The sequence below is a fragment of the Acinetobacter harbinensis genome, assembly GCF_000816495.1.
GTDB lineage: Bacteria > Pseudomonadota > Gammaproteobacteria > Pseudomonadales > Moraxellaceae > Acinetobacter > Acinetobacter harbinensis.
On record NZ_JXBK01000001.1, the window covers coordinates 744408 to 765701 of the forward strand.

The 21294-nt window shown below is 44.1% G+C and carries 14 protein-coding genes, 3 tRNA genes and 1 pseudogene; 9 read left to right on the plus strand and 9 right to left on the minus strand.

Features of this window, described 5'->3' with window-relative positions:
• A pseudogene (locus tag SE27_RS14030) lies at positions 1-402 on the plus strand (hypothetical protein); the annotation flags it as partial.
• A 319-nt stretch (positions 403-721) separates the two neighbouring features.
• Here the strand turns inward: SE27_RS14030 and SE27_RS03485 are convergent.
• The 5 genes from SE27_RS03485 to SE27_RS03505 all read right to left on the minus strand — a co-directional run bounded on the left by SE27_RS03485 (position 722) and on the right by SE27_RS03505 (position 6919).
• A tRNA-Lys gene (locus SE27_RS03485) sits at positions 722-797 on the minus strand.
• A gap of 64 nt (positions 798-861) precedes the next feature.
• Positions 862-937, minus strand: a tRNA-Lys gene (locus tag SE27_RS03490).
• Between the two features lie 17 nt (positions 938-954).
• Positions 955-1030, minus strand: a tRNA-Lys gene (locus tag SE27_RS03495).
• Positions 1031-1222: 192 nt separating this feature from the next.
• Positions 1223-3064, minus strand: a complete 1842-nt coding sequence (locus SE27_RS03500) for a long-chain-acyl-CoA synthetase (protein WP_039620903.1) — start codon at positions 3062-3064, stop codon at positions 1223-1225.
• A 192-nt stretch (positions 3065-3256) separates the two neighbouring features.
• On the minus strand, positions 3257-6919 hold the full coding sequence (locus SE27_RS03505; protein ID WP_039620905.1) for an Rne/Rng family ribonuclease: 3663 nt from the start codon (positions 6917-6919) through the stop codon (positions 3257-3259).
• Positions 6920-7677: 758 nt separating this feature from the next.
• Between SE27_RS03505 and SE27_RS03510 the strand changes: the two genes are divergently transcribed.
• From SE27_RS03510 to SE27_RS03535, 6 genes are all read left to right on the plus strand, one after another.
• Positions 7678-8610, plus strand: coding sequence for an RluA family pseudouridine synthase (locus SE27_RS03510; protein WP_039620907.1), 933 nt, complete (start codon positions 7678-7680; stop codon positions 8608-8610).
• A complete protein-coding gene (locus SE27_RS03515) occupies positions 8610-9287 on the plus strand; it encodes an HAD-IA family hydrolase (RefSeq protein ID WP_406564538.1) in 678 nt (225 codons plus the stop codon). The genes SE27_RS03510 and SE27_RS03515 overlap by 1 nt, the downstream gene beginning before the upstream one ends.
• Positions 9288-9697: 410 nt before the next feature.
• On the plus strand, positions 9698-10612 hold the full coding sequence (gene hcaR, locus SE27_RS03520) for a DNA-binding transcriptional regulator HcaR (protein ID WP_039620909.1): 915 nt from the start codon (positions 9698-9700) through the stop codon (positions 10610-10612).
• Positions 10613-10758: 146 nt separating this feature from the next.
• Entirely contained in the window at positions 10759-11436 is a 678-nt protein-coding gene (locus SE27_RS03525) for a DUF1345 domain-containing protein (protein WP_039620911.1), read from the plus strand.
• Positions 11437-11649: 213 nt separating this feature from the next.
• Positions 11650-12597, plus strand: a complete 948-nt coding sequence (locus SE27_RS03530) for a cation diffusion facilitator family transporter (RefSeq protein WP_039620913.1) — start codon at positions 11650-11652, stop codon at positions 12595-12597.
• A 67-nt stretch (positions 12598-12664) separates the two neighbouring features.
• Positions 12665-13720 (plus strand): MBL fold metallo-hydrolase, encoded by a 1056-nt coding sequence (locus SE27_RS03535; RefSeq protein WP_039620914.1) that lies wholly within the window; start codon positions 12665-12667, stop codon positions 13718-13720.
• Here SE27_RS03535 and SE27_RS03540 read toward each other — a convergent pair.
• Positions 13717-14118: a DoxX-like family protein gene (locus tag SE27_RS03540; RefSeq protein ID WP_052251700.1), complete on the minus strand. Its 402-nt coding sequence runs from the start codon at positions 14116-14118 to the stop codon at positions 13717-13719. The two genes, SE27_RS03535 and SE27_RS03540, sit on opposite strands and share 4 nt — an antisense overlap.
• A 138-nt stretch (positions 14119-14256) precedes the next feature.
• Positions 14257-15777: a catalase gene (locus SE27_RS03545; RefSeq protein WP_039620916.1), complete on the minus strand. Its 1521-nt coding sequence runs from the start codon at positions 15775-15777 to the stop codon at positions 14257-14259.
• Positions 15778-16277: 500 nt separating this feature from the next.
• On the opposite strand from SE27_RS03545, the gene SE27_RS03550 reads away from it, so the two are divergent.
• Both SE27_RS03550 and SE27_RS03555 read left to right on the plus strand, forming a co-directional pair.
• Positions 16278-17930 carry an acyl-CoA dehydrogenase family protein gene (locus SE27_RS03550; RefSeq protein WP_039620917.1) on the plus strand — a complete coding sequence of 551 codons (1653 nt, stop codon included), beginning with the start codon at positions 16278-16280 and terminating at the stop codon, positions 17928-17930.
• A gap of 274 nt (positions 17931-18204) precedes the next feature.
• Positions 18205-18387, plus strand: a complete 183-nt coding sequence (locus SE27_RS03555; protein ID WP_039620919.1) for a DUF7230 family protein — start codon at positions 18205-18207, stop codon at positions 18385-18387.
• A gap of 1 nt (position 18388) precedes the next feature.
• Here the strand turns inward: SE27_RS03555 and ptsP are convergent, their stop codons facing one another.
• Both ptsP and SE27_RS03565 read right to left on the minus strand, forming a co-directional pair.
• On the minus strand, positions 18389-20686 hold the full coding sequence (gene ptsP / locus SE27_RS03560) for a phosphoenolpyruvate--protein phosphotransferase (RefSeq protein ID WP_039620921.1): 2298 nt from the start codon (positions 20684-20686) through the stop codon (positions 18389-18391).
• Positions 20687-20769: 83 nt separating this feature from the next.
• On the minus strand, positions 20770-21246 hold the full coding sequence (locus tag SE27_RS03565; RefSeq protein ID WP_039620923.1) for an RNA pyrophosphohydrolase: 477 nt from the start codon (positions 21244-21246) through the stop codon (positions 20770-20772).
• Between the last annotated feature and the right edge of the window lie 48 nt (positions 21247-21294).

Consider the following 21294-nt stretch of genomic DNA (forward strand, 5'->3'; position numbering starts at 1 on the left):
TTTGTTGGTCGTTATCACGCCAATATTCCTTGCGATGATAATTTTGTGCCCTGTACTGAAGGTACGGCCGAATATATTCTGAATTTAAAGGCAGATGGCTTTGTACACCGCAGCATTGTGCAATATGGCAAAGTATTTACCGAAAAAAGTATGCCTAAATTTGACAATGCAAATTACCGCCGTGATACGTGGTCGGTTAATTTAGATGAAAATGAATTAATTGTGCATCGCAAAGAAGGGGTTAATTTTTATTATCAAATTAAAGATCCGCAACATTTGGTGATGGATTTGGATAAAATTAATAATGGTAATGATGGTAAAAATAAAGATATTTTTGCGCGCGGTTATCCTAAGCCAGAACGTGCTTATGAATTGGTTAAAGATGAAGATTTACTACAATAAAGCGTAATGTTTATTCTTATAAAAATGAGAAATCTAAGCTTCATTCAGTGGGGTCAATCACGTGAAGACAGAGCATAAATCGGCTGATTTTTTCAGGGCTAAATTGTTTATCTTGAATGCGTAATTGACGGTGTGTGGCTTATGTTGAGGACACATCAAATTATGCATTACAGATATGAAAGGATATAGAAAGCGTAAAGCAAAATTTAGCCAAAGAAAGGAATGGAAACAGGGCAGTGTAATTAGTGATCAGCTATAGATAGAGGGTTTATGCTTTTTATTTTAATTGGGGCTTTAAAACAGCGTTGAAGAGGAAATATGGTGGGCCGTCCGCGACTCGAACGCGGGACCAATGGATTAAAAGTCCACTGCTCTACCAACTGAGCTAACGGCCCATATTTTTACAGCAAGTATCTTACAAGTAAAAAAGCTTCTCTGTGGAGAAGCTTTTTAAAATCTTGGTGGGCCGTCCGCGACTCGAACGCGGGACCAATGGATTAAAAGTCCACTGCTCTACCAACTGAGCTAACGGCCCAAGATAATCAAAATAAGTGGTGGGCCGTCCGCGACTCGAACGCGGGACCAATGGATTAAAAGTCCACTGCTCTACCAACTGAGCTAACGGCCCTCAACCAACATCCAATTATTCATTGAATGCACAGTGCAAGAAAAACTAGGTTTTCTAAACACCACTTCGTTTTGATGGGCGTATTGTAGCAAGATCTGAAACGAGCGCAAGTAAAAATTAGCAAACTTGTTGATGTTTGTTTATAAATGCAACAAATTTGCCGCAGCCTATCAAAAAATAGCCACATTCAACTTAAAAACGATATTGATAGGCTTGGATCTGCTTAAAGATGTCTGCCGTTAGATCGCAGTAGGCCACTGCGTTAGGCAGTAAGACCAATAAGCGTTCTTCGGTTTTACTCGGATCAAAAGCTTGCTCTTTTAAGCTGTTTTTTTGATATTTAAACGTACCGGTGGTTTGGAGTTGCAGCTGAACCCTTAAGAATAGGGGAACGGCATAAGCTGGTAAGCATTTTTTAAACTCTGTCGCCATCTGGGTTAAATCTGCTTCGGTTAACTGCATATTGGGCAGTAAGGTAATCGCTGCCATGCCTGCACGGCCATTGGTGTTAGGTATTTCAACCCCATAAACCACAGCTTCTGCAATTTTGGCATAGTCACTAACAGCATTTTCAACTTCAGTGGTGGAAACATTCTCACCCTTCCAGCGAAAGGTATCACCTAGGCGGTCAATAAATTGTGCATGGCGAAAGCCCATATTACGCATTAAGTCACCGGTGTTGAAATAGGCATCACCGTGTTTAAACACATCGTGCATGATGACGGCTTTATTTTTTTCCGGATCGGTGTAGCCATCAAAAGGTGAGCGAGCAGTAATTTTACCAATCAATAAGCCGGTTTCACCGGTGTTAACTTTTTTACAGCAACCGTTCGCATCTTTGACCGGAATGTTATTTTCTTTATCAAATTCCACAATGGCATAGGGCGTGGGGGAGAAACCGACGGTATTGTCAAAGTTAAACAGATTGGTAAAGCCGACATTGCCTTCGCTTGAGGCATACAGCTCCAAAATTTCTTTTATACCAAAACGTGTTTTGAATTGCTCCCAAATGTTGGGGCGCATCCCATTGCCAATCATTTTGGTGACGCGATGCCCTCGTTCAAGTTCAGAGACTGGTGCATCAATAAGATAACGACATAGTTCACCGACATAACCAATAGCAGAGGCATCGAATTTTTTCACATCATTCCAAAAGCATGAGGTCGAGTATTTACGTCGTAGGGCCAATGTGGCATGACCTGCAAGCACCCCGCACCAACACACCACAACACCGGTAGCATGATACATCGGCAAGGTCACGTACATGACATCGTCTTTATTTAAGTTCAGTACATGACCATAGGTACCATAGGCCAAAGTCCAGCGACTATGATTGAAAATGACCGCTTTGGGTAAGCCGGTGGTACCTGAAGTATAGAGATAAAATAAGCCATCTTTACCTTGAATGGTGCGAGTGGTGGGTGTATTAAATTTGGGAAAATTGCTAATTTTATGGGCGAGATTTAGCCATTTTTTAGGATTTTTACCGGCATCGATGCGAGTAGCCTGATCGGCAAACCAATAAAAACGATCCTCTGTAACGGCTAAGTCAGCACGCACATCTTCTATTGCGCTGCGGCATTCTTCACCGGCAATGACGGCAATGGGTTGCACAAGATTTATACTGTGCGTCAGTGCTTTGGCGCTTTGTGACGTATTAATTAACGCAATCGTGACGCCAATTTTGGCTAAAGCCAATATGGTGGCGATCAGCTCAGGGCGGTTTTCAATCATCACTGCAATGACATCGCCTTTACGTGCCCCCACCGACAAATAAAAATGCCCAATTTGATTGGCCCATTCATTGAGTTCTCGATAACTGAATCTTTGTTCTTCAAATAATAACGCCATACCATATGGATTTTGTTGAACGGCTTTTTCAAAGGCAATCCCCAAGCCGGTCGGGGTCTCAGGTGTACGCAGATAGGCTTGTTTCAGTCCACTCAACAGATGAGGCACTTTGCGGATAAGCGGCGGTAGCTTTTCAATAATATCGGTCAAATGAATGGTGTCGTTCAATTTTTGCTGATGCATAAGAATCCTATTTGTTTTTTATATCGGCTATATTTATGAGTTTAAGATGATCTGTACAACTGTCTTTTTAAGGGTTTAAGCCTAGTGCATTCAACCTAATTTGACAAAATTATCAAAAAAACTCAAGTTACGGACAAAAAAAAACCAGTCATCGAAATAACTGGGTTCTTTTATTCGCTACACCAAGTCGAATTACGACTCGTTTGTAGGCGTTGCTTTTTTCGGAGGGCGACCGCGCGGGCGACGCGGGCGAACTGGTTTGTCCGCTTCGTCATCTTCTTCGGCTTTGTCCTCATCTGCCTTTGGCTCAGCCAAGGCTTGTAAATCCTGCGCCGATTGTTCAGCCAGCAATTCAGCTTTAGCCGCTTTTGCTGGAGATACTTTTTCAACTGGTGCTGGCTTTTCAACAGCGTTGGTTTCGGCCATTACTTCAACGCTTTTAAGCGCAGGGCTTTGCGGTGTGGCAGTTGTTGCCTCAGGTGTAGCAGTTTGCAGCGCTACAGCAGTTGCTTCTGGCACGGCAGTTTGTACAGCACCATCAGTTGCTTCTGGCGCGGCAGTTTGCACCGCCTCATCAGTTGTTGCAACAGTGTCAGTCATTGCCACTTCTGCTGTCACGTCCGCAACGGCCGCTTCTGCTGTCGCGGTGTCATCAGCCGAGGCAACCTCTACAACTTGAGGTGTCGCTTCCGGCTCACTGTGCGCTTTTTTTGCTTGCTCTGCAGCAAGTTTTGCCAAGCGACGACGTTCTCGTGGATCATTGGCCACACGGGTATCATTGACTGCTTTAGGCGGGGTCAAGGCTAACTGTGCGGCAGGTTCTGCTTCGCGAGTCGCTTGAGCCACTACCGCATCACGGGTGACGGGCTGCGCTGCGACCACTTCTGTTTCATTCACCTGATGCACCATGCTAGCTGCATATTGTTCCGTGAATTTAACCAAAGCGCGATTAAAGGTTGGGATTAAGCCAAATTGCTCAATCAGCACCGAACAATCTTCACCATAGACGTGGCGAATTAAGCTGCTCACAGTATATTGCTTCAAGGTTGGAACTTGAGACGGGCTGAGTTTTGGTGCTTGAGCCGGCTTGGCTTGCGCTTCACGCTTTTGACGACGCTGCATACGCGGATCATTACTTGCACGTTTGTCAGCAGGGCGTACTTTGGATGGCGCTGGTTTTTCTGCGGCTACCACAGGTTTTTCTTCCTGTAGCGCCACAGTCTGCTCATTGACCGCTGGTTGTACTTCAGTTGCGACCACAACAGGCTCAGGTTGAGCTGCGATAGGTTCAACTGCTTTAACCGGCGCTGGCGTCAGCGCAACGATTTCACTTTTCGCCTGATCAACATTCACCACCAATGCCGTTGGCATCACCTGTTGATGTGGGGTTTCAACCAGTTCAACTTTTGGTTGATCGCTGACTACAGTAGGGGTGCTGCTTACGCTTGGCTCAACCGCAGTTGCGTCGTTTAATACGCTTGGATCACGATGGCGATTTGGGCGTGAACGTTGCTGATAATTACGATCACGACGTGGTACCGCTACAGCTGGCTGCTCAATTGCTGTTTCAACACTGGGTTGTTCAGTGTGTTGACGACGCGTTGGGCGTTGCTTGTTTTCACGTGGATCTGGGCGCGATTCTTGACGTACATCTGAACGCGAATCTTGACGCTGTTCTGAACGTCCATCCTGACGCTGTTCTAGACGTGCATCTGAACGTGAGTCCTGACGTGTGTCTTGGCGTTGCTCCTGACGTGACACCTGAACGATTTCTTCATGTACCTGATGGCTTGGTGTTGCCTCATGCTGAACCGATTCACGTGCTTCTCTTGGTTTGTTAACGCGTTTTTTATTGTGACGTTGCGCTCTTTCTTCACGCTCTGCGTATTTATCGCTCGCTTCACGTTGATCCGGCTTAGCGGCTACGGGTGCATTGGCGGTTAAATACGCATTGTTTTGTGCAACTGCAACTGGTGCAGCGACAGCAATGCTTGGTGCGGCAACAGATGGAGCCACTTGGCCAAATTGACCACGACTGACTGCACCCCCATTGATCATTTGTTCAATGGCTGCTGCTGCATTGTTGGCTGAACGATTTTGATCGACCGTCGCGGCTTGTTTTTGTACAAACAAGTTTTCTAACCATGCGCATGGGCTTGAGGATTGAGCAGCAGGTACTGCTGCTTGAACCGTAGGTTGAATTGCTTGTGGCTGTGCCGCTGTAGCAGTTTGTTGCGGTTTTTTCTGATTGTTTAGCTCAGCTTGATTGGTTGCTTTGAGTGCAGCCTGCTGTGCTTGTTCTTCTTCTAAATGCCATTCAGAAGATTCATAACCCAACTCTTTTTCACTTGAACGCGTTGCTTCTGTACGTTCATAGCTGGTCGGTGCAAAGCCTTCAGCATTATAAGTGATTTCATAATGCGGTGTTTCTAAGTGTGGATGTGGCAACACTGTGACACGTACATTAGAGGTCTGTTCTAAATACACCAAGGTATGGCGTTTTTCATTCAATAAGAATGCCGCGATTTCAACGGGAACTTCAACTTGCACTTCACCTTGACGTTCCCGCAGAGCAATTTCTTCCACTTTACGCATAATCGACAAGGATAAAGAACGTAAGTCGCGTACCATACCCGTGCCATGACAGCGTGGGCAGACATAACCCGTGGCTTCTTCTAGCGATGGACGCAAGCGTTGACGGCTCATTTCCATTAAGCCAAAGCGTGACAATTGACCGAATTGAATACGGGCACGGTCACTTTGTGTGGCTTCGCGAAGTTTGGCTTCAACCATACGTTGATTGCGATCTTTGGTCATATCGATGAAATCAATCACCACCAAACCGCCAATATCACGTAAACGCAATTGACGTGCAATTTCTTCAGCTGCTTCTAAGTTGGTATTTAACGCAGTGTCTTCAACGTCATGACCACGCGTTGATTTAGCCGAGTTAATGTCAATCGACACCAAGGCTTCGGTTTGATCAATTACGATTGATCCGCCTGAAGGAAGTTTAACTTCACGTTCATACGCAGTTTGAATTTGGCTTTCAATCCCAAAATGAGCAAATAATGGCTCATTTAAGGTATAGGTTTTGAGTTTGTCTAGTTGACGCGGCATCACAGCTTTTACGAAGTTATACGCTTCGGTATAGGCTTGTTCAGAGTCAATTAAAATTTCTGCTACATCATCACGTAAGTAATCGCGAATGGCACGCGTAACCACACCGGCTTCTTGATGCACCAACATTGGCGATGGACCAGAACTGGTGGTGGTTTGAATTTGCGCCCACAGATCCAACAGGTGTTGTAAATCCAGTTGTAGTTCTTCTTGTGAACGACCAATTCCCGCGGTACGCACAATCACACTCATGCCACGCGGAATATTTAGTGACGACAACATTTCTTTGAGTTCTTCGCGAACTGAACCCGAAATTTGACGACTGATACCGCCACCTTTTGGATTATTTGGCATAAGCACCAAATAACGACCGGCCAGTGAAATGAAGGTCGATAACGCTGCGCCTTTATTGCCGCGTTCTTCTTTTTCCACTTGCACCAAAAGCTCAGTGCCTTCGGTAATCAATTCACGAATATTCGAGGTTTGACGTGGATCTGCTTTGTAATATGAATTGGCAATTTCGCGCATCGACAAGAAGCCTTGACGTCCTGCACCATATTCAACAAACACAGCTTCTAAAGAAGGCTCAACGCGCGTGACGTGACCTTTATAGATATTGGATTTTTTTTGCTCACGGGTACGATTTTCTAAATCAAAATCGTATAGACGCTGACCAGTGACAAGTGCAACGCGAATCTCTTCGGCATGTGTTGCATTAATCAACATACGTTTCATGGGTTGTAACACCTAATAGTGATACACAACACAACATCGCTATTCGCGTAGCGGACATCAACCATTACAGACCAACACTCAGACCTCAAAATAACGCAATTGTGTTCTGAGCTTTTTTTACCGGCCTTTTTTTAGGCTTCGGTTTTTGATTCACATAATGATGATGCGCATACGGCTTCAATCTTTAAACGACTAAAGTCAACTGAACGATTCACTGGCGGAACAACGGTGCATTGGATGTGAGTAACTTTCACTGTCACGTAGCTTTAAGATCATTCCTTCGTTACAAGAAGCGTCTTGATACGGAATTATCATCGTATCGGTGCTGTATGTGCAGATCCAATGCATCAACGTTGTCGCCTGAATGCGACTTCAGTTGGCGACTAATCTGATGTGTATCAGTTTACGTTTAAGAACCAACTTGAGGTTGGCGACATATTTTATAGAGCAAACTGATTTATGTACCTAAAGTACAATTAAACGCAACAGTTTGCTTTTTTGCCGATATAATAAAGCCTTCGGCGTCGGCATATTCTTTAGGGACCTTTCCGCATTTAGGGTGAATTGTAAAATTTAAGATTAAGCTTCAAAATATTGAGCGGATTAAATTTTTCACACTAACGGTGGTATCCGTGCGCTGACTATATCAAACCTTGCATCATCTGCCTATGGGCTAAGCTTATCTTTCTTGTGAAAAACATAGCTTAAGTGATCATTTTTTAATCAATTTTAGTATTTTTTTGGGTCATCGTAACTGTATGAATTCTACGCAAGAATGGCAAAGTGTCACTTGGTTTGAAGTGGACGAGCATCAATCTGGTCAACGTATCGACAATTTCTTATTTTCTCGCCTGAAAGGTGTGCCTAAAAGTCGTATTTATCGCTTAATGCGCGAAGGTCAAGTTCGGGTCAATAAAAAGCGCATTAAAGCCGAAACTAAACTGGCGATTGGCGATTTGGTTCGTGTCGCACCAATTCGTTATGAACCTAAAGATGACACTCCCGTTCCTGTGTCGGACAAAGTTGCTCAAAGCTTACTCAGCCGTATTGTCTATGAAGATGAAGGGCTTATGGTGGTGAATAAACCCTCTGGGATTGCAGTACATGGCGGCAGTGGTGTGGCGTATGGCCTAATTGAAGGTTTACGTGCAGCTTCAGGTAAAAAATATTTAGAGTTGATTCACCGTATTGACCGCGATACGTCGGGTTTGGTAATGATCAGCAAAAAACGCAGCACCTTAAAAACTTTACAAGATTTATTACGTGAACATAAAATTAAAAAAACCTATGCTGCAATTGTCAAAGGGCAGGTCATTTTAGATAAACAATTGATTGATGCACCGTTACATCGCTATGAGTTGGCCAATGGCGAACGCCGCGTTTGTGTCTCTAAAGAAGGCAAGGACAGCAAAACCCAGTGGAATGTTGCCGAGCGTTTTCGTCACGGTACATTGGTCTATGCCTCGCCGCTTTCAGGGCGAACTCATCAAATTCGTGTGCATGGTTTAAGTATTGGTCATCCGTTAATTGGCGATGATAAATATGGCCATTTAACTGAATATAAAGGCCCTGCGGCACGTCGTTTGTCTTTGCATGCACTGCGTTTAGAAATTCCCGGTTATCCCGTGATTGAAGCACCATTGCCAGAAGATATGCAAGGTCTGGTGGCACAGCTGCGGGCACAAAACTAATGCAGTCGATACCACAAACTATAGAGCTGGTGGTGTTTGACTGGGATGGTACGTTGTTTGATTCGGTGGGACAAATTGTGGCCAGTCTACAATTTGCCGCTGAAACCTATCAACAGCCATTAACCGCAGATGCTGCAAAAAGTATTATTGGCTTAGGTTTACCTGAAGTTGCGCAAGTGTTGTTTCCACAGGTGCCTGAACTGCATCAGGATATTTTGCAATGCTATGCCGCGCACTATGTGGCACATTCTCAAGACGATGTCTGGTTTGAGGGCGTTGCGGCGTTGTTGCATGATTTAAAACAACAGGGCGTTCAACTGGCTGTTGCAACCGGTAAAAGCCGTCAAGGTTTAGACCGCGTCTTAAGCCAAACGCAAAGTCATGATTTTTTTGTGGTCACGCGCGCCGCCAGCGAAACCAAATCTAAACCCGATCCACTGATGTTGTTAGAGATTTTAGCCATTACTGGTATTGATGTGAAAAATGCCATTATGGTGGGTGACAGCTCGTATGATTTAGAGATGGCACAAAACATCCATATGCCCGCTATTGGGGTAAGTTATGGCGTACATCGTGCAGAGCAATTATCTGCGTTTAATCCGCTGGCAATTGTGGATGATGTGGCCAGTTTGCATCAGCTGTTATTGCGTCAACTGAAGCTTAAACGTGCAGTTTAAAGTGGCTTAACTAACCTGATTTTAGTATTGAGCGGTTTTTTAGAGTTTTTACCGTTTTTTAAGTTGTTGATAACGACTCATTACACCCCAATCTGCCGCGTGCTCTAAATCGCGCTGGCAGATTGGGGTTTTTTATGCATTGCTGAATGCGCCAAAGTTGATGCTTTAACCTCTATTTATTTAGATAAAATCTATGCAGTATTGCGCGCTAGAGAGATCAGTGTTTTAAGTGGATTAAGAGTTTTTATCGATGACTTTGGCGCGAACGGATTATCTGAAAATAAAAATATATCAAGGAAAAGCATTTATTTTCTAAATGATAGATTGCATTCACAGCAGCGTTATTTATGCCTTATACTGTTTTTAAATGGGACTAAGACCTTTTTTGGATGAGTCACTAGGCAAATTATATGGAATTACGACACCTACGATACTTTATTACTGTGGCAGAAGAGCTTAATTTTAGCAAAGCCGCATTAAAACTTTATACTGCACAACCGTCATTAAGTCAGCAAATTAAAGACCTCGAACAAGATGTTGGGGTGCAACTGTTGTATCGAACCAAGCGTAAAGTTGAATTAACTGAAGAAGGTGCGGTGTTTCTTGAGCAAGCGCGTTTAACGCTGGCACAAGCAGACAAAGCGGTTGCGATGGCCCGTCAAGTGTTACACGCCAAACAGCAGACTTTATCGGTGGGTTTTATGCCAATTGTGGAGATCGAAATCTTCCCCAAAATCTTGCCAAACTTGCGTATTCAAATTCCCGATTTAAAAATTAAACTGCTGAGTTTAAACAGCAGTCAACAAATTCAAGCCTTAAAAAAAGGTGAATTGGATGTTACTTTTACCGGATGTAATTTAAACGATGACCTTATCGAAAGCCGCTTTGTGCTGCGTGAGCCTTTAACTCTATTGTTGCCCACGCATCATCCACTGGCGCAGTGTGCATGCGTTCCGATTCAGGCCTTAGATGGAATTAATTTTATTTTACCCACCATTGAACATTCTTTGGCCTTACATCAGGGAACTTTAGCGTTTGCCAAAGCGCATTCAATTCGCTTAAACGTGGTACAAAAAGTCGATAGTCTGGCACTGCTTAGTCAGGCCATGCTGTCTAATTTGGCTGGTGCATTGGTGCCCAGTCATATGGCGCCATTGTTGGCAGAAAATACCGTCATTCGTGCTTTAGATGTGCAGGCACCGACCATTGCATGGTATGTCAATTATCATAAACAAAGTCGTTCTGTTGCCGCCAATAAGTTTATTAAATTATTGACCAGTCTCTCTACAGCAGATGTAGAGCAGATCAAAGTCGCGCAAGTTTGATGCGTCATTGCCCTGTATAGCCTTCAGTTCAAGCGATATTTGAAGTGATTGAGCAGCTACTACAAGACAAGTGCTGCAATAGAATTAAAGTTATTTTTTCCTGCCTAAAATTGACATTTATACTCATCAGAACAATAGGTCGATCTATGCTGCTACCCACGCTTCATCGCATGAAAATAGGCATTCAATATCATCCTTATTTTTTTATTATTTTTCCGGTAATTGCCGTGCTGTATGCTGTGTTGCAATGGCTGACAGCGTGGAAGTGGTCGACCTGTCTGTTAATCGGTTGGAATGTGGCGATTTACAGTTATTTGGCCATCAGCCTAAAAAAGCTTTGGCATACCGATCATGCTCATATTTTACAGCGCGCCATTCAACAAGATGCCAGTAAATGGATTATCTTAATGTTGGTGTTGCTTAGCCTAGTGATGTGCTTGATTGCTCTGATTATTGAAATTAACCATTTACCTGCCGACAGTATGATCCGCGCTGCGCACTTGGCATTGGCGATCTTGACCATTGTGGCGGCTTGGTTTTTTATGCACACTATTTTTGCGATTCACTATGCCCACGATTTTTATTTGGCTTTGCAAAAACACAGTTGTGGTGGCTTAGATTTTCCCAAATCCCCTCAGCCGACCTATCCTGATTTTTTATATTTTAGTTATGTGATGGGCACATCGGCACAAACTGCGGATGTCTGTATTACCAATCAGCCGATGCGTATACTCAACACCTTGCATCTGCTGTTGGCTTACGGCTTTAATACCACCATCTTGGCCATTGTTATTAATGTCGCGACCAATTTTATTAGCGGCTAAAATGCCATCTGATAGCATAAAAATGAGCGGCTTAAATCAGACTATCTCGTTGAAGATTGATTTAGGTTGAGATGAAAAAAATTGTAAATTTTTGCCTGAATTTAAGCGATGCAACAAAAAGTAAAATATTTATGCACGCAGTTTGGGTAAGATAAAATTAGATCCAAAAATCAACACATGGATTGGATCATTCCACATGTAGGACACTTTGAAATGGCTGATTCCAATAAAATAGTGGTGTATGCCGCACTGATCGGAAATTTGGCCATTGCCTTGGTTAAGTTTGTAGCCGCTTATATCACCAACAGTTCGGCTATGCTCAGTGAAGCGATTCACTCGGTGGTAGATACACTAAATGAAGTGCTGTTGTTGTATGGGATGAAGAAATCTCAACAACCGGCCAGCGCCACTCATCCCTTTGGTTACGGTCGTGAGCTGTATTTTTGGGCTTTTATTGTGGCCTTGATGGTGTTTGCTTTAGGTGCAATAGTCTCTATTTATCAAGGGATTCAGCATGTGCGTAATCCTGAAGAAATAATCAATCCCAGCCTAAATTATATTGTGCTGATTGTGGCTATTTTATGTGAAGGGGCATCATGGTTGGTGGCGTTAAAAGCCTTTCGTAAAACCAAAGGTCAACAAGGCTATTTTGAGGCCTTTCGCCGCAGTAAAGACCCAACCACCTTTACCGTCTTGTTTGAAGACAGCGCCGCCTTGTGTGGCTTGTTTATTGCGCTCATTGGAATTTATTTGGCGCATCGCTTAAATATACCGGAACTCGATGGCGTGGCATCCATCTTGATTGGCATTGTGCTGGCCATTTCTGCTATTTTATTGGGGCGTGAAACCAAAGGTTTATTGCTCGGGGAAACGGCTGATCCGCTGCTGCGCAATAATATTTTATTGGCGGCGCAAGAAGATGAAGCGGTATTGTCTGCCAATGGCGTGTTAACGGAACAGCTTGGTGCGCATCAAGTATTGGCGGCTTTAAGTCTTGAGTTTGAAGATAATTTAACCTCAGATGAAATTGAAGCATGTGTTAATCGAATTGAAGCGAAAATCAAACAGATACATCCTGAAATTGTGGCACTCTTTATTAAGCCGCAAGCCAAAAAAGTTTGGTTAGAGCGGATGAAAGGTCGTTTAGAAGAAGAAACGTGATATATATGGCCTGATGTTTAAAATATCGGATTTTAAATTTTACGCCACACTACGAAATTGAATGTACATGACACAACAGCTGCAAAAATTACACTTTGAACTGCCTACACAAGAATGCTGGTCACATACGTGGCGTAAGCCGGCATTTCAGTTTACGCATTGTCCGCATTACGATGGCGAACAGTTTTTTAATGCACTGCCTGCACCGCAAGGGCGCGGTCGAGCCGATCTATTAAAATGGCTGTTTACCCGAAAAGCCTCTACATGGCAGGTCGATAGTGCCAAAGAAACGGCTGAATTTCATGCCACTAAACGCGCGATTCCGCAAGAACGGCCACAGGCGAAATTAGATGATTGGCAAGTTTGGTTTATCGGGCATGCCACCGTACTGTTGCAAATTGGTCCCTATAATCTCTTAACCGATCCGGTGTGGTGTGAATATGTTGCGCCGCAACAGGGCAAGGGCAGCAAACGTGTGATTCCGGCGGGGATGGCGTTAGAAGAATTACCGACCATTCATGCAGTATTGCTGAGTCATAACCATTATGACCATATGGATTTGGCCAGTTTAACATGGCTGCATGATAAATTTGCGATGCCGATTTATACCGGTCTAGGCAATTCATGGTATTTGCCCAAGTACTTTCAGGTGTTGGAGATGGATTGGTGGCAATCGTCCTTGCTGCACGATTTAAAAATTATTTATACCCCCGCGCAGCATGGCTCAGGGCGAGGGTTACGTGATCAAAATTGTGCGCTCTGGGGTGGATTTTCTATCTTGGCGGGTAAAGATCATTGTTTCTTTGCTGGCGATAGTGGTTATGCCGGACATTTTAAAGAAATTCAAAGTCGTTTAGGTGCACCGCGTGTTGCGCTGTTACCAATCGGGGCGTATGAGCCGCGTGAACTGATGCGTTATTTACATATGAATCCGGCAGAAGCCTTTCAAGCACATCAAGATTTACATTCTAAATGTTCCTTGGCGATTCATTACCGAACCTTTCAATTGACTGATGAAAGCCGCGAGCAACCGGAACTGGATTTAAAAGTGGCGATGAAAAATACCTCGAAATTGATGGCGCCTTTTTATTGTGTCCGAGAGGGCGTGCGTTTGGTGGTTTAGCGAAGCGATTTTTGAATATTCAGCAATTGTAGCGCCACAATGGACAGCGCAATCATGGCAGTATTCATCACAAAGGGATTAAAAGCCTGTGTGAAGTAGGTCGGATCAAGTGCAACAATCAGGACACTCAGACTCAGCAGCGCCAGAATATTCAGCAGATGCAGTATTTTTGCCTGTCGAAAGAGACAAAATAAAACACCAAAAATAATTTCTGCACCGCCGGAGACGTTAATCAACGCTTGGATTAGGGGGCTAGATAAGCCTTGCAGTTGCCAAATCCGTAGCTCGTCGGTGGCGTGAAAACACAATTTGGGTATTAAACCTTGATAAATCCACAACAGCGCTAAGCTGAATTGAATGATCAACAGCGCTGTTTTGATTTGGAGAAGAGGGTTCACAAGCCACCTTTTTGAGTAAGAATAAATAAATGCCTGAAGCGGTTCAGGCATTCATGCTTTGTTAATATTTGGCTTTTATCTGTAAAAATAACCGTTAAAAAACCACCCGAAGGTGGTTTTTTTAATTGAGCTTAAAACTTATAACCAACCTGAATTGCCTTGACCGGGATCGCTTGCGCGAGCGGCTTGGGCATCTGCAACACTCATCCCTAAGGCTTGGGCTACGCCTTCACCATAGGCCGGATCACAGGCATAGCAGTTACGAATGTGACGGTATTTAATGAAGTCGAGTGCATCACCCATTGCGCCAGCCGTATTGTTAAATAAGGCTTGCTGTTGTGCAGCGCTCATTAAGTTAAACAGGGCGCGCGGTTGACTAAAATAATCGGCATCATCGGCACGGAAATCCCAATGATCAGCATCGCCTGAAATTTTTAAAGCCGGTTCTTTATATTCTGCTTGCTCTTGCCACTGGCTAAAGCTGTTCGGCTCGTAATGTGGCAATGCGCCATAATTGTTGTCTGCACGTCCTTGACCATCACGGTGGTTAGAGTTCACAGGACAACGTGCTGCATTGACTGGAATCTGTTGATGATTGACGTTTAGACGATAACGCTGCGCATCGGCATAGTTAAAGAGTCGGGCTTGCAACATACGATCTGGTGATACGCTAATGCCCGGCACAAGATTGTTCGGTGCAAAAGCAGCTTGCTCGACATCGGCAAAATAGTTTTCTGAATTACGGTTTAATTCAAATTCACCGACATCAATCAGCGGATAATCGCCGTGTGGCCAGACTTTGGTCAAATCAAATGGATGATACGGCACTTTTTCTGCATCGGTTTCCGGCATGATCTGCACTTGCAGTTTCCATTTTGGAAAATCACCTTTTTCAATGGCATCAAACAAATCACACTGACTGCTTTCACGATCTGCTGCAACCACAGCCGCAGCTTCAGTATCGGTTAAGTTTTCAATGCCTTGTTGGGTGCGGAAATGGAATTTGACCCAAAAGCGTTCATTGTTGGCATTGATCAAACTATAGGTATGACTGCCAAAACCATGCATGTGACGATAAGACTTTGGAATACCGCGATCTGACATCACAATGGTCACTTGATGTAACGCTTCAGGCAGTAGCGTCCAAAAATCCCAATTGTTGGTGGCACTGCGTAAATTGGTTTTCGGATCACGTTTGACCGCTTTATTTAAGTCTGGAAATTTGCGCGGATCACGCATAAAAAAGACCGGTGTATTGTTACCGACCAAATCCCAGTTGCCTTCTTCGGTATAAAATTTTAAGGCAAAACCACGAATATCACGTTCTGCATCCGCAGCGCCGCGTTCACCTGCCACAGTACTAAAACGTGCAAACATTTCAGTTTTTTTACCCACAGCGCTAAATATTTTCGCGCGGGTATAGGCACTAATGTCATGGGTAACGGTAAAGGTACCAAATGCACCAGAACCTTTGGCGTGCATACGACGCTCTGGAATTACTTCACGCACAAAGTTGGCCAGTTTTTCATTCAGCCATAAATCTTGCGCCAAAAGTGGGCCACGCGCGCCTGCTGTCAAACTATTTTGATTGTCTGTCACTGGCGCACCAAAGGCGGTGGTCAGATGCGAGACGGGACATTTTTTAGGGTCTTGGCTCATGATATTTCTCCGTTATCTATTGATCTGGATATGCATTATGCTCGGCTAGGGATAAAGTAAGCCGAAGCTCAAAATTGGAAAAAGCACGCCATTTATGATTGTGCTTAAATCATATCCAGAACAGGCATAGCATTACTTTTTAATGGCGTTTATATGCTATAAAAATACAATAGTGAATTTTGCTCAGGTGCGGTGCTTAAAGCACATGAAAGAACTCAGTTAAGCTGTTTTCACCCTAAAGGTATTTAGCGGCAAATACCAATAGATTAATCTATTATTGACAAAAGGAATATTCGATTGATTGAGTTGTTGACAGTGATGATATGAATGGCGGATTAGGAAAATCGCATTGAGTGGGCGGAGTTTAAATCTTAAACGCCACTATTTTACCGCCAAAGAGCCGTATCAGCTCTACGCGTATGCGTTATGTTGCAACAGCTCACGCCGCTTGATAAGTAGGCATAGACTAGATTGAAAAAATAAAAAACAGGGATATCAGCATGAACAGTAGATTGATGCAGGACAGCTTAAATCAGTTTGATGAATTACAAGACTATAATCTTTTTCAAAGCGATGCGGTATTACAAGAAATTTTGACGCGTTATGGTTCTCAAGCACAGAGCAGTTTAACTACGTTTGGGCAAGTGCTGGGTTCACGTGAGTATTATGAGTATGCCGATTTAGCCAATCGGCATACCCCCTTATTGCATAATTTTGATGCTCGTGGTCGGCGCATTGATTCGCTAGAGTTTCATCCGGCATGGCATCAATGGATGGCATTAAATCGACACTATGCAGTGCATGCCTCTCCATTCTTGGCGCCACAGCAGCAGGGCCAATGGGTCGATTGGGCTGCCCGATTTTATCTGACGGGTCAAATTGAATGCGGTAATTTATGCCCTCATGCCATGACCTTGGGCGGGATTCCACTGCTGCAAAAAGAAACCGAATTGTGGAAAAAAATCGGTCAAAAATTATTATCGAATGAATATGATGCGCGGGACATTCCGATTGCGCAAAAAAAATCAATTTGGCTGGGCATGGGCATGACCGAAAAGCAGGGTGGTTCGGATGTACGTGCCAATGAAACCGTGGCACATCCGATTGCTGAAAGCGGTCGTGGTCAAGCCTATTTGCTCACGGGGCATAAATGGTTTTTTTCAGCGCCAATGTCTGATGCGCATTTGGTGGTGGCAAAAACACAGCAGCAGGGGTTGGCCTGTTTTTATGTGCCGCGTTGGTTAGAAGATGGCAGCAAGAACAATGTTTTCATTCAGCGCCTAAAAGATAAAGTCGGCAATCGCAGTAATTCTAGCGCTGAAGTTGAATTTCAAGAGGCGTGGGGCATCATGATTGGTGAGGCCGGTCGTGGTATTCCAACCATTATTGAAATGGCCAATTATACCCGTCTAACCTGTTCCGTGGGCAGCACCGCTATGCTGCGTCAAGCACTGGTGCAATGTATTGCTTATACCCGCAAGCGCACAGCCTTTGGCAAACCCTTGGCAGAACAACCATTAATGCAAGCGGTACTGGCCGATTTGGCCTTAGAAACGGAAGCGGCCATGCAGCTCAGTTTTCATTTGGCTTCTTGCTACCAATCAGAGGATGCGCTGTCTGAAGCATGGAAAAGAATCATGACGCCAGCGGCGAAATTCTGGATTTGTAAGCGCACGGTAGAGATGAGTGCGGAGGCGATGGAGGTGTTTGGCGGCAATGGTTATATTGACAGCGGCATTATGGCGCGTATTTTTAAAGAAGCACCTGTCAATACCATTTGGGAAGGCTCTGGGAATATCATGTGTTTAGATGTATTACGTGCCATTCAACGTGAACCCGAGACATTAATAACGCTGTTTAAGGCCTTTGCCGAAGTGACCGAAGCTGACGCTGTGCTACAGCAAGAGTTGCAAGCCTTATCGGGTTTATTTAAAAACCTAGCAGCCGATGAGCTGCAATTTATGGCGCGTACTTTGGTCGGTCGTTTGGTGATTTTAGCGCAAGCCATTTTACTGCGCCAATATGCTCCAGATTTTGTCGCTGATGCTTTTGTTGCATCACGTTATAGTGCGTTTCATGGTCGTGTGGTGGGAGTGTTGAATACACCTCAAATAGATATCATCCGTCTGTTACAGCGTAGCTTTGCCGCTTAATTTGACTTAAAAGCGCGTGCTGTAGAATAAAAGAGCAGAGCCAAAAATCTGGAAAAAGCTGATCTGTGTAGCAATCTGCTTTTGATCAGAGTGCCATGAAGAATATAAAGTAAATGTTGCGGCAGCTTGATAAAATAAATGAGCCATGCAGGCTTTAAATTTTATCAAGCTGCCCCATTAACAAATAGTAATAGTACTCAAAAATGTCGCTGTTGGCTTTGGTCTGTATTTAGTGTTAAATTGGAAAAACCGGTGACCTTACAAGGTGAGTGAAATGGCAAAAGCAAAGAAAAAGCTAGAAATTGTAGTCAATAATTTTGTGGCAAAACACATGCACGAGGTTAATCAAAGTCAAGTGTTTGTCGATCGAAAGAAAAATGCCAAACGTGGCTATAGCAAACATAAGCAAGAGCGATATTCTGAGGATTATCGCTCTTTTTGTTTAAAGGCTGCTTAACTTAAGCGCCGATAATGCGCGTTGATGATTTCACCATATCTGCCAAACCATGGGTTTTAAAATAATATTCCATCCAACTTTTAACAATCAATGGATTATCCATTTTCAATACATGTGCCAACTGTAATTTTGCATCGCTCATCGGTACATGACAAATGGCTTTACGCACCCGTAATATATTACTTGAACTCATCGACAGAGTGTTAAAACCCATCGCCATCAATAAAATAGCGGCCAATGGATCGCCGGCCATCTCGCCGCAAATGCTGACTGGTTTATCATATTTGTGACACTCTTTCACCAAACGGTCCAAAGCACGCAATACCGCCGGATGAAAATGCGAATAGACGTTGGCGACGCGCGGATTATTACGATCGACCGCCAGTAAATATTGGGTTAAGTCGTTTGAGCCGACAGAGAAGAAATCCACCAGTTCAGAAAATTCTTCAATTTGTAATAAGACACTCGGCACTTCCACCATAATGCCAATTTTAGGCTTGGTGATTTTAACCTGTTCTTCTTCTTGTACCGCCATCCAGTCACGCTCTAGCAGATACAACGCTTCTTCTACTTCGCTGACGCTGGTCACCATCGGCAATAAAATATGCAGATTGTTTAAACCGATACTGGCTTTGAGCATGGCACGAATTTGTGAGGAAAAAATCTCTGGATGATCCAAGGTAAAGCGAATACCGCGCCAACCCAGCGCAGAGTTTTCTTCTTCAATGGAAAAATAGGGTAAGTCTTTGTCCGCACCAATATCGAGCGTGCGCATCACCACGGGTTTGTTGGCAAAGTGGCTTAATTGTTGCCGATAAATGGCGCGTTGTTCTTCTTCACCGGGGAAACGATCGCGCAGCATAAATGGAATTTCAGAGCGATATAAACCGACTCCTTTGGCGCCGCGTTGTACGCCGCGCACCACATCAATCATTAAGCCAGTATTGACAAAAAGCTTAACCGTAACGCCATCTGGAGTGATGGAATCTTTGGTTTCATACTGCTTTAAATCTTTGGCCAGTTGTTCTTCTTCTTTTTGAATTTCTTTATAGCGTGAGCGCAAGCGTCGCGGCGGATTGATAAACACACGGCCTTGATGCGCATCGACAATCATCTCGACATCGTCAAGTGAATTGACCGGCAGTTCAGTAACGCCGACCACGGTGGGAATGCCGAGGGCGCGCGCCACAATCACCATATGTGAATTCATCGCGCCTTCAGTGGTGACAATGGCTGCAATTTTATCTACCGGTAATTCCACCAATGCCGCAGTCGAAATTTCTTCACCAATTAAAATACTTTCATCGGTCAGTTCGCGGTGGCTGGCATCGGCTTCTTGCAAGAACGCTAAAATGCGTCGTCCTAAATCTTTGAGGTCAGAAACGCGCTCACGTAAATAGTCATCTTCCATTTGTGCAAAGAGCGCAATATGGTTGTCGATGACAATTCGCACGGCGCCTTGTGCCCAGTTGCCTTCGCGAATTTTCGCTTTAATTTCAGCCGGCAGCGCGTTTTCATCCAACATGCGCAAAAACACGCTAAACAAAGCACGTTCTTCAGCCATTAAAGCATCTTGCATTTTCTCATCAAGAGATTGGATTTCTAAGCGAACCGCATCAATGGCGCGATCCAGTAATTCTAATTCTTCACTGATATCATCAGCTTCACGCTCAGGCACTGAAGCCAAATCTGCCGGTGGATACAAGATCACTGCACGGCCTAAGGCAATTCCACCAGAACCCGAGACACCTTGAAAGGTTTTATAGGCCGGTAAACTGTTCGGCTTACGAAAAACATCAATATTACCCACGGCATGCGCGTGAGCAATCACACCCGACAGCTGTGCGCACAGTGTCACCAAAAATGATTCCGCCGCTTCACTGAAGTCTTGTGGTTCTTTATTTTGCACCACCAACACGCCCATCACTTTGCGTCGATACATCACCGGCACACCTAAAAAGGAATGATAAATTTCCTCGCCTGTTTCCGGTAAATATAAAAAACGCTCATGTTGCGGTGCGTTGTGTAAATTAACTATTTCTTCGCGTTGTCCGACCAAGCCGACCAAACCCTCACCGGTATGTAAGGATACATGGCCAACGGCTTCGGCTTTTAGCCCTTTTGATGCCATCAGCAAATAGCGTCGATTGCGCTCATCCAATAAATAAATAGAGCAAACATCGACTTCCATGGCTGTGGCCACTTGATTGACCATAATATCGAGTGATTCATGCAAACTGGTGGACGCATTGATTTCTTGTACAATGCGTCTTAGGGTGTCCAGTTGCATATTCGACATAAAGGCTGCTCCAAAAAATTCTAAAGGGGTTTTATTAAGAGCAATACGCTGCTCAAGCTTAGATTTTTATATGATTCTTCAATCTATATCGAGGGCAGCTGTTGACACAGCTCGACCATCGCTTTGCGGTAAACGTCGCGTTTAAAATTGACCACTTGACCCAATGGATACCAATAAGTGACCCATTGCCATTGGTCAAATTCGGGTGGATCGGACAAATTTAGTTGAATATTGCGCACAGGCGCGATTAATTTAAGCAAAAACCACTTTTGTTTTTGCCCGATGCAGACCGGATCTGAATCTGATCGTATATATCGTTGAGGCAAACGATAACGTAGCCAACCCTTTGTTTGTGCTACGATTTGAACGTGTTCGGGCAATAAGCCAACTTCTTCTCTCAGCTCACGATAAAGTGCCTGTTCGGGAGTTTCTCCATAATGGATTCCTCCTTGTGGAAATTGCCAAGCATTGTGTCCAATGCGCTTTGCCCATAAAACTTGTCCATTGTCGTTTGCCAAAATGATCCCGACATTGGGTCGGAAACCTTCTGAGTCGATCATTTGGCTACCTAAATCTTGCGTAATGTGTGACTTTAATTTGCAACGATT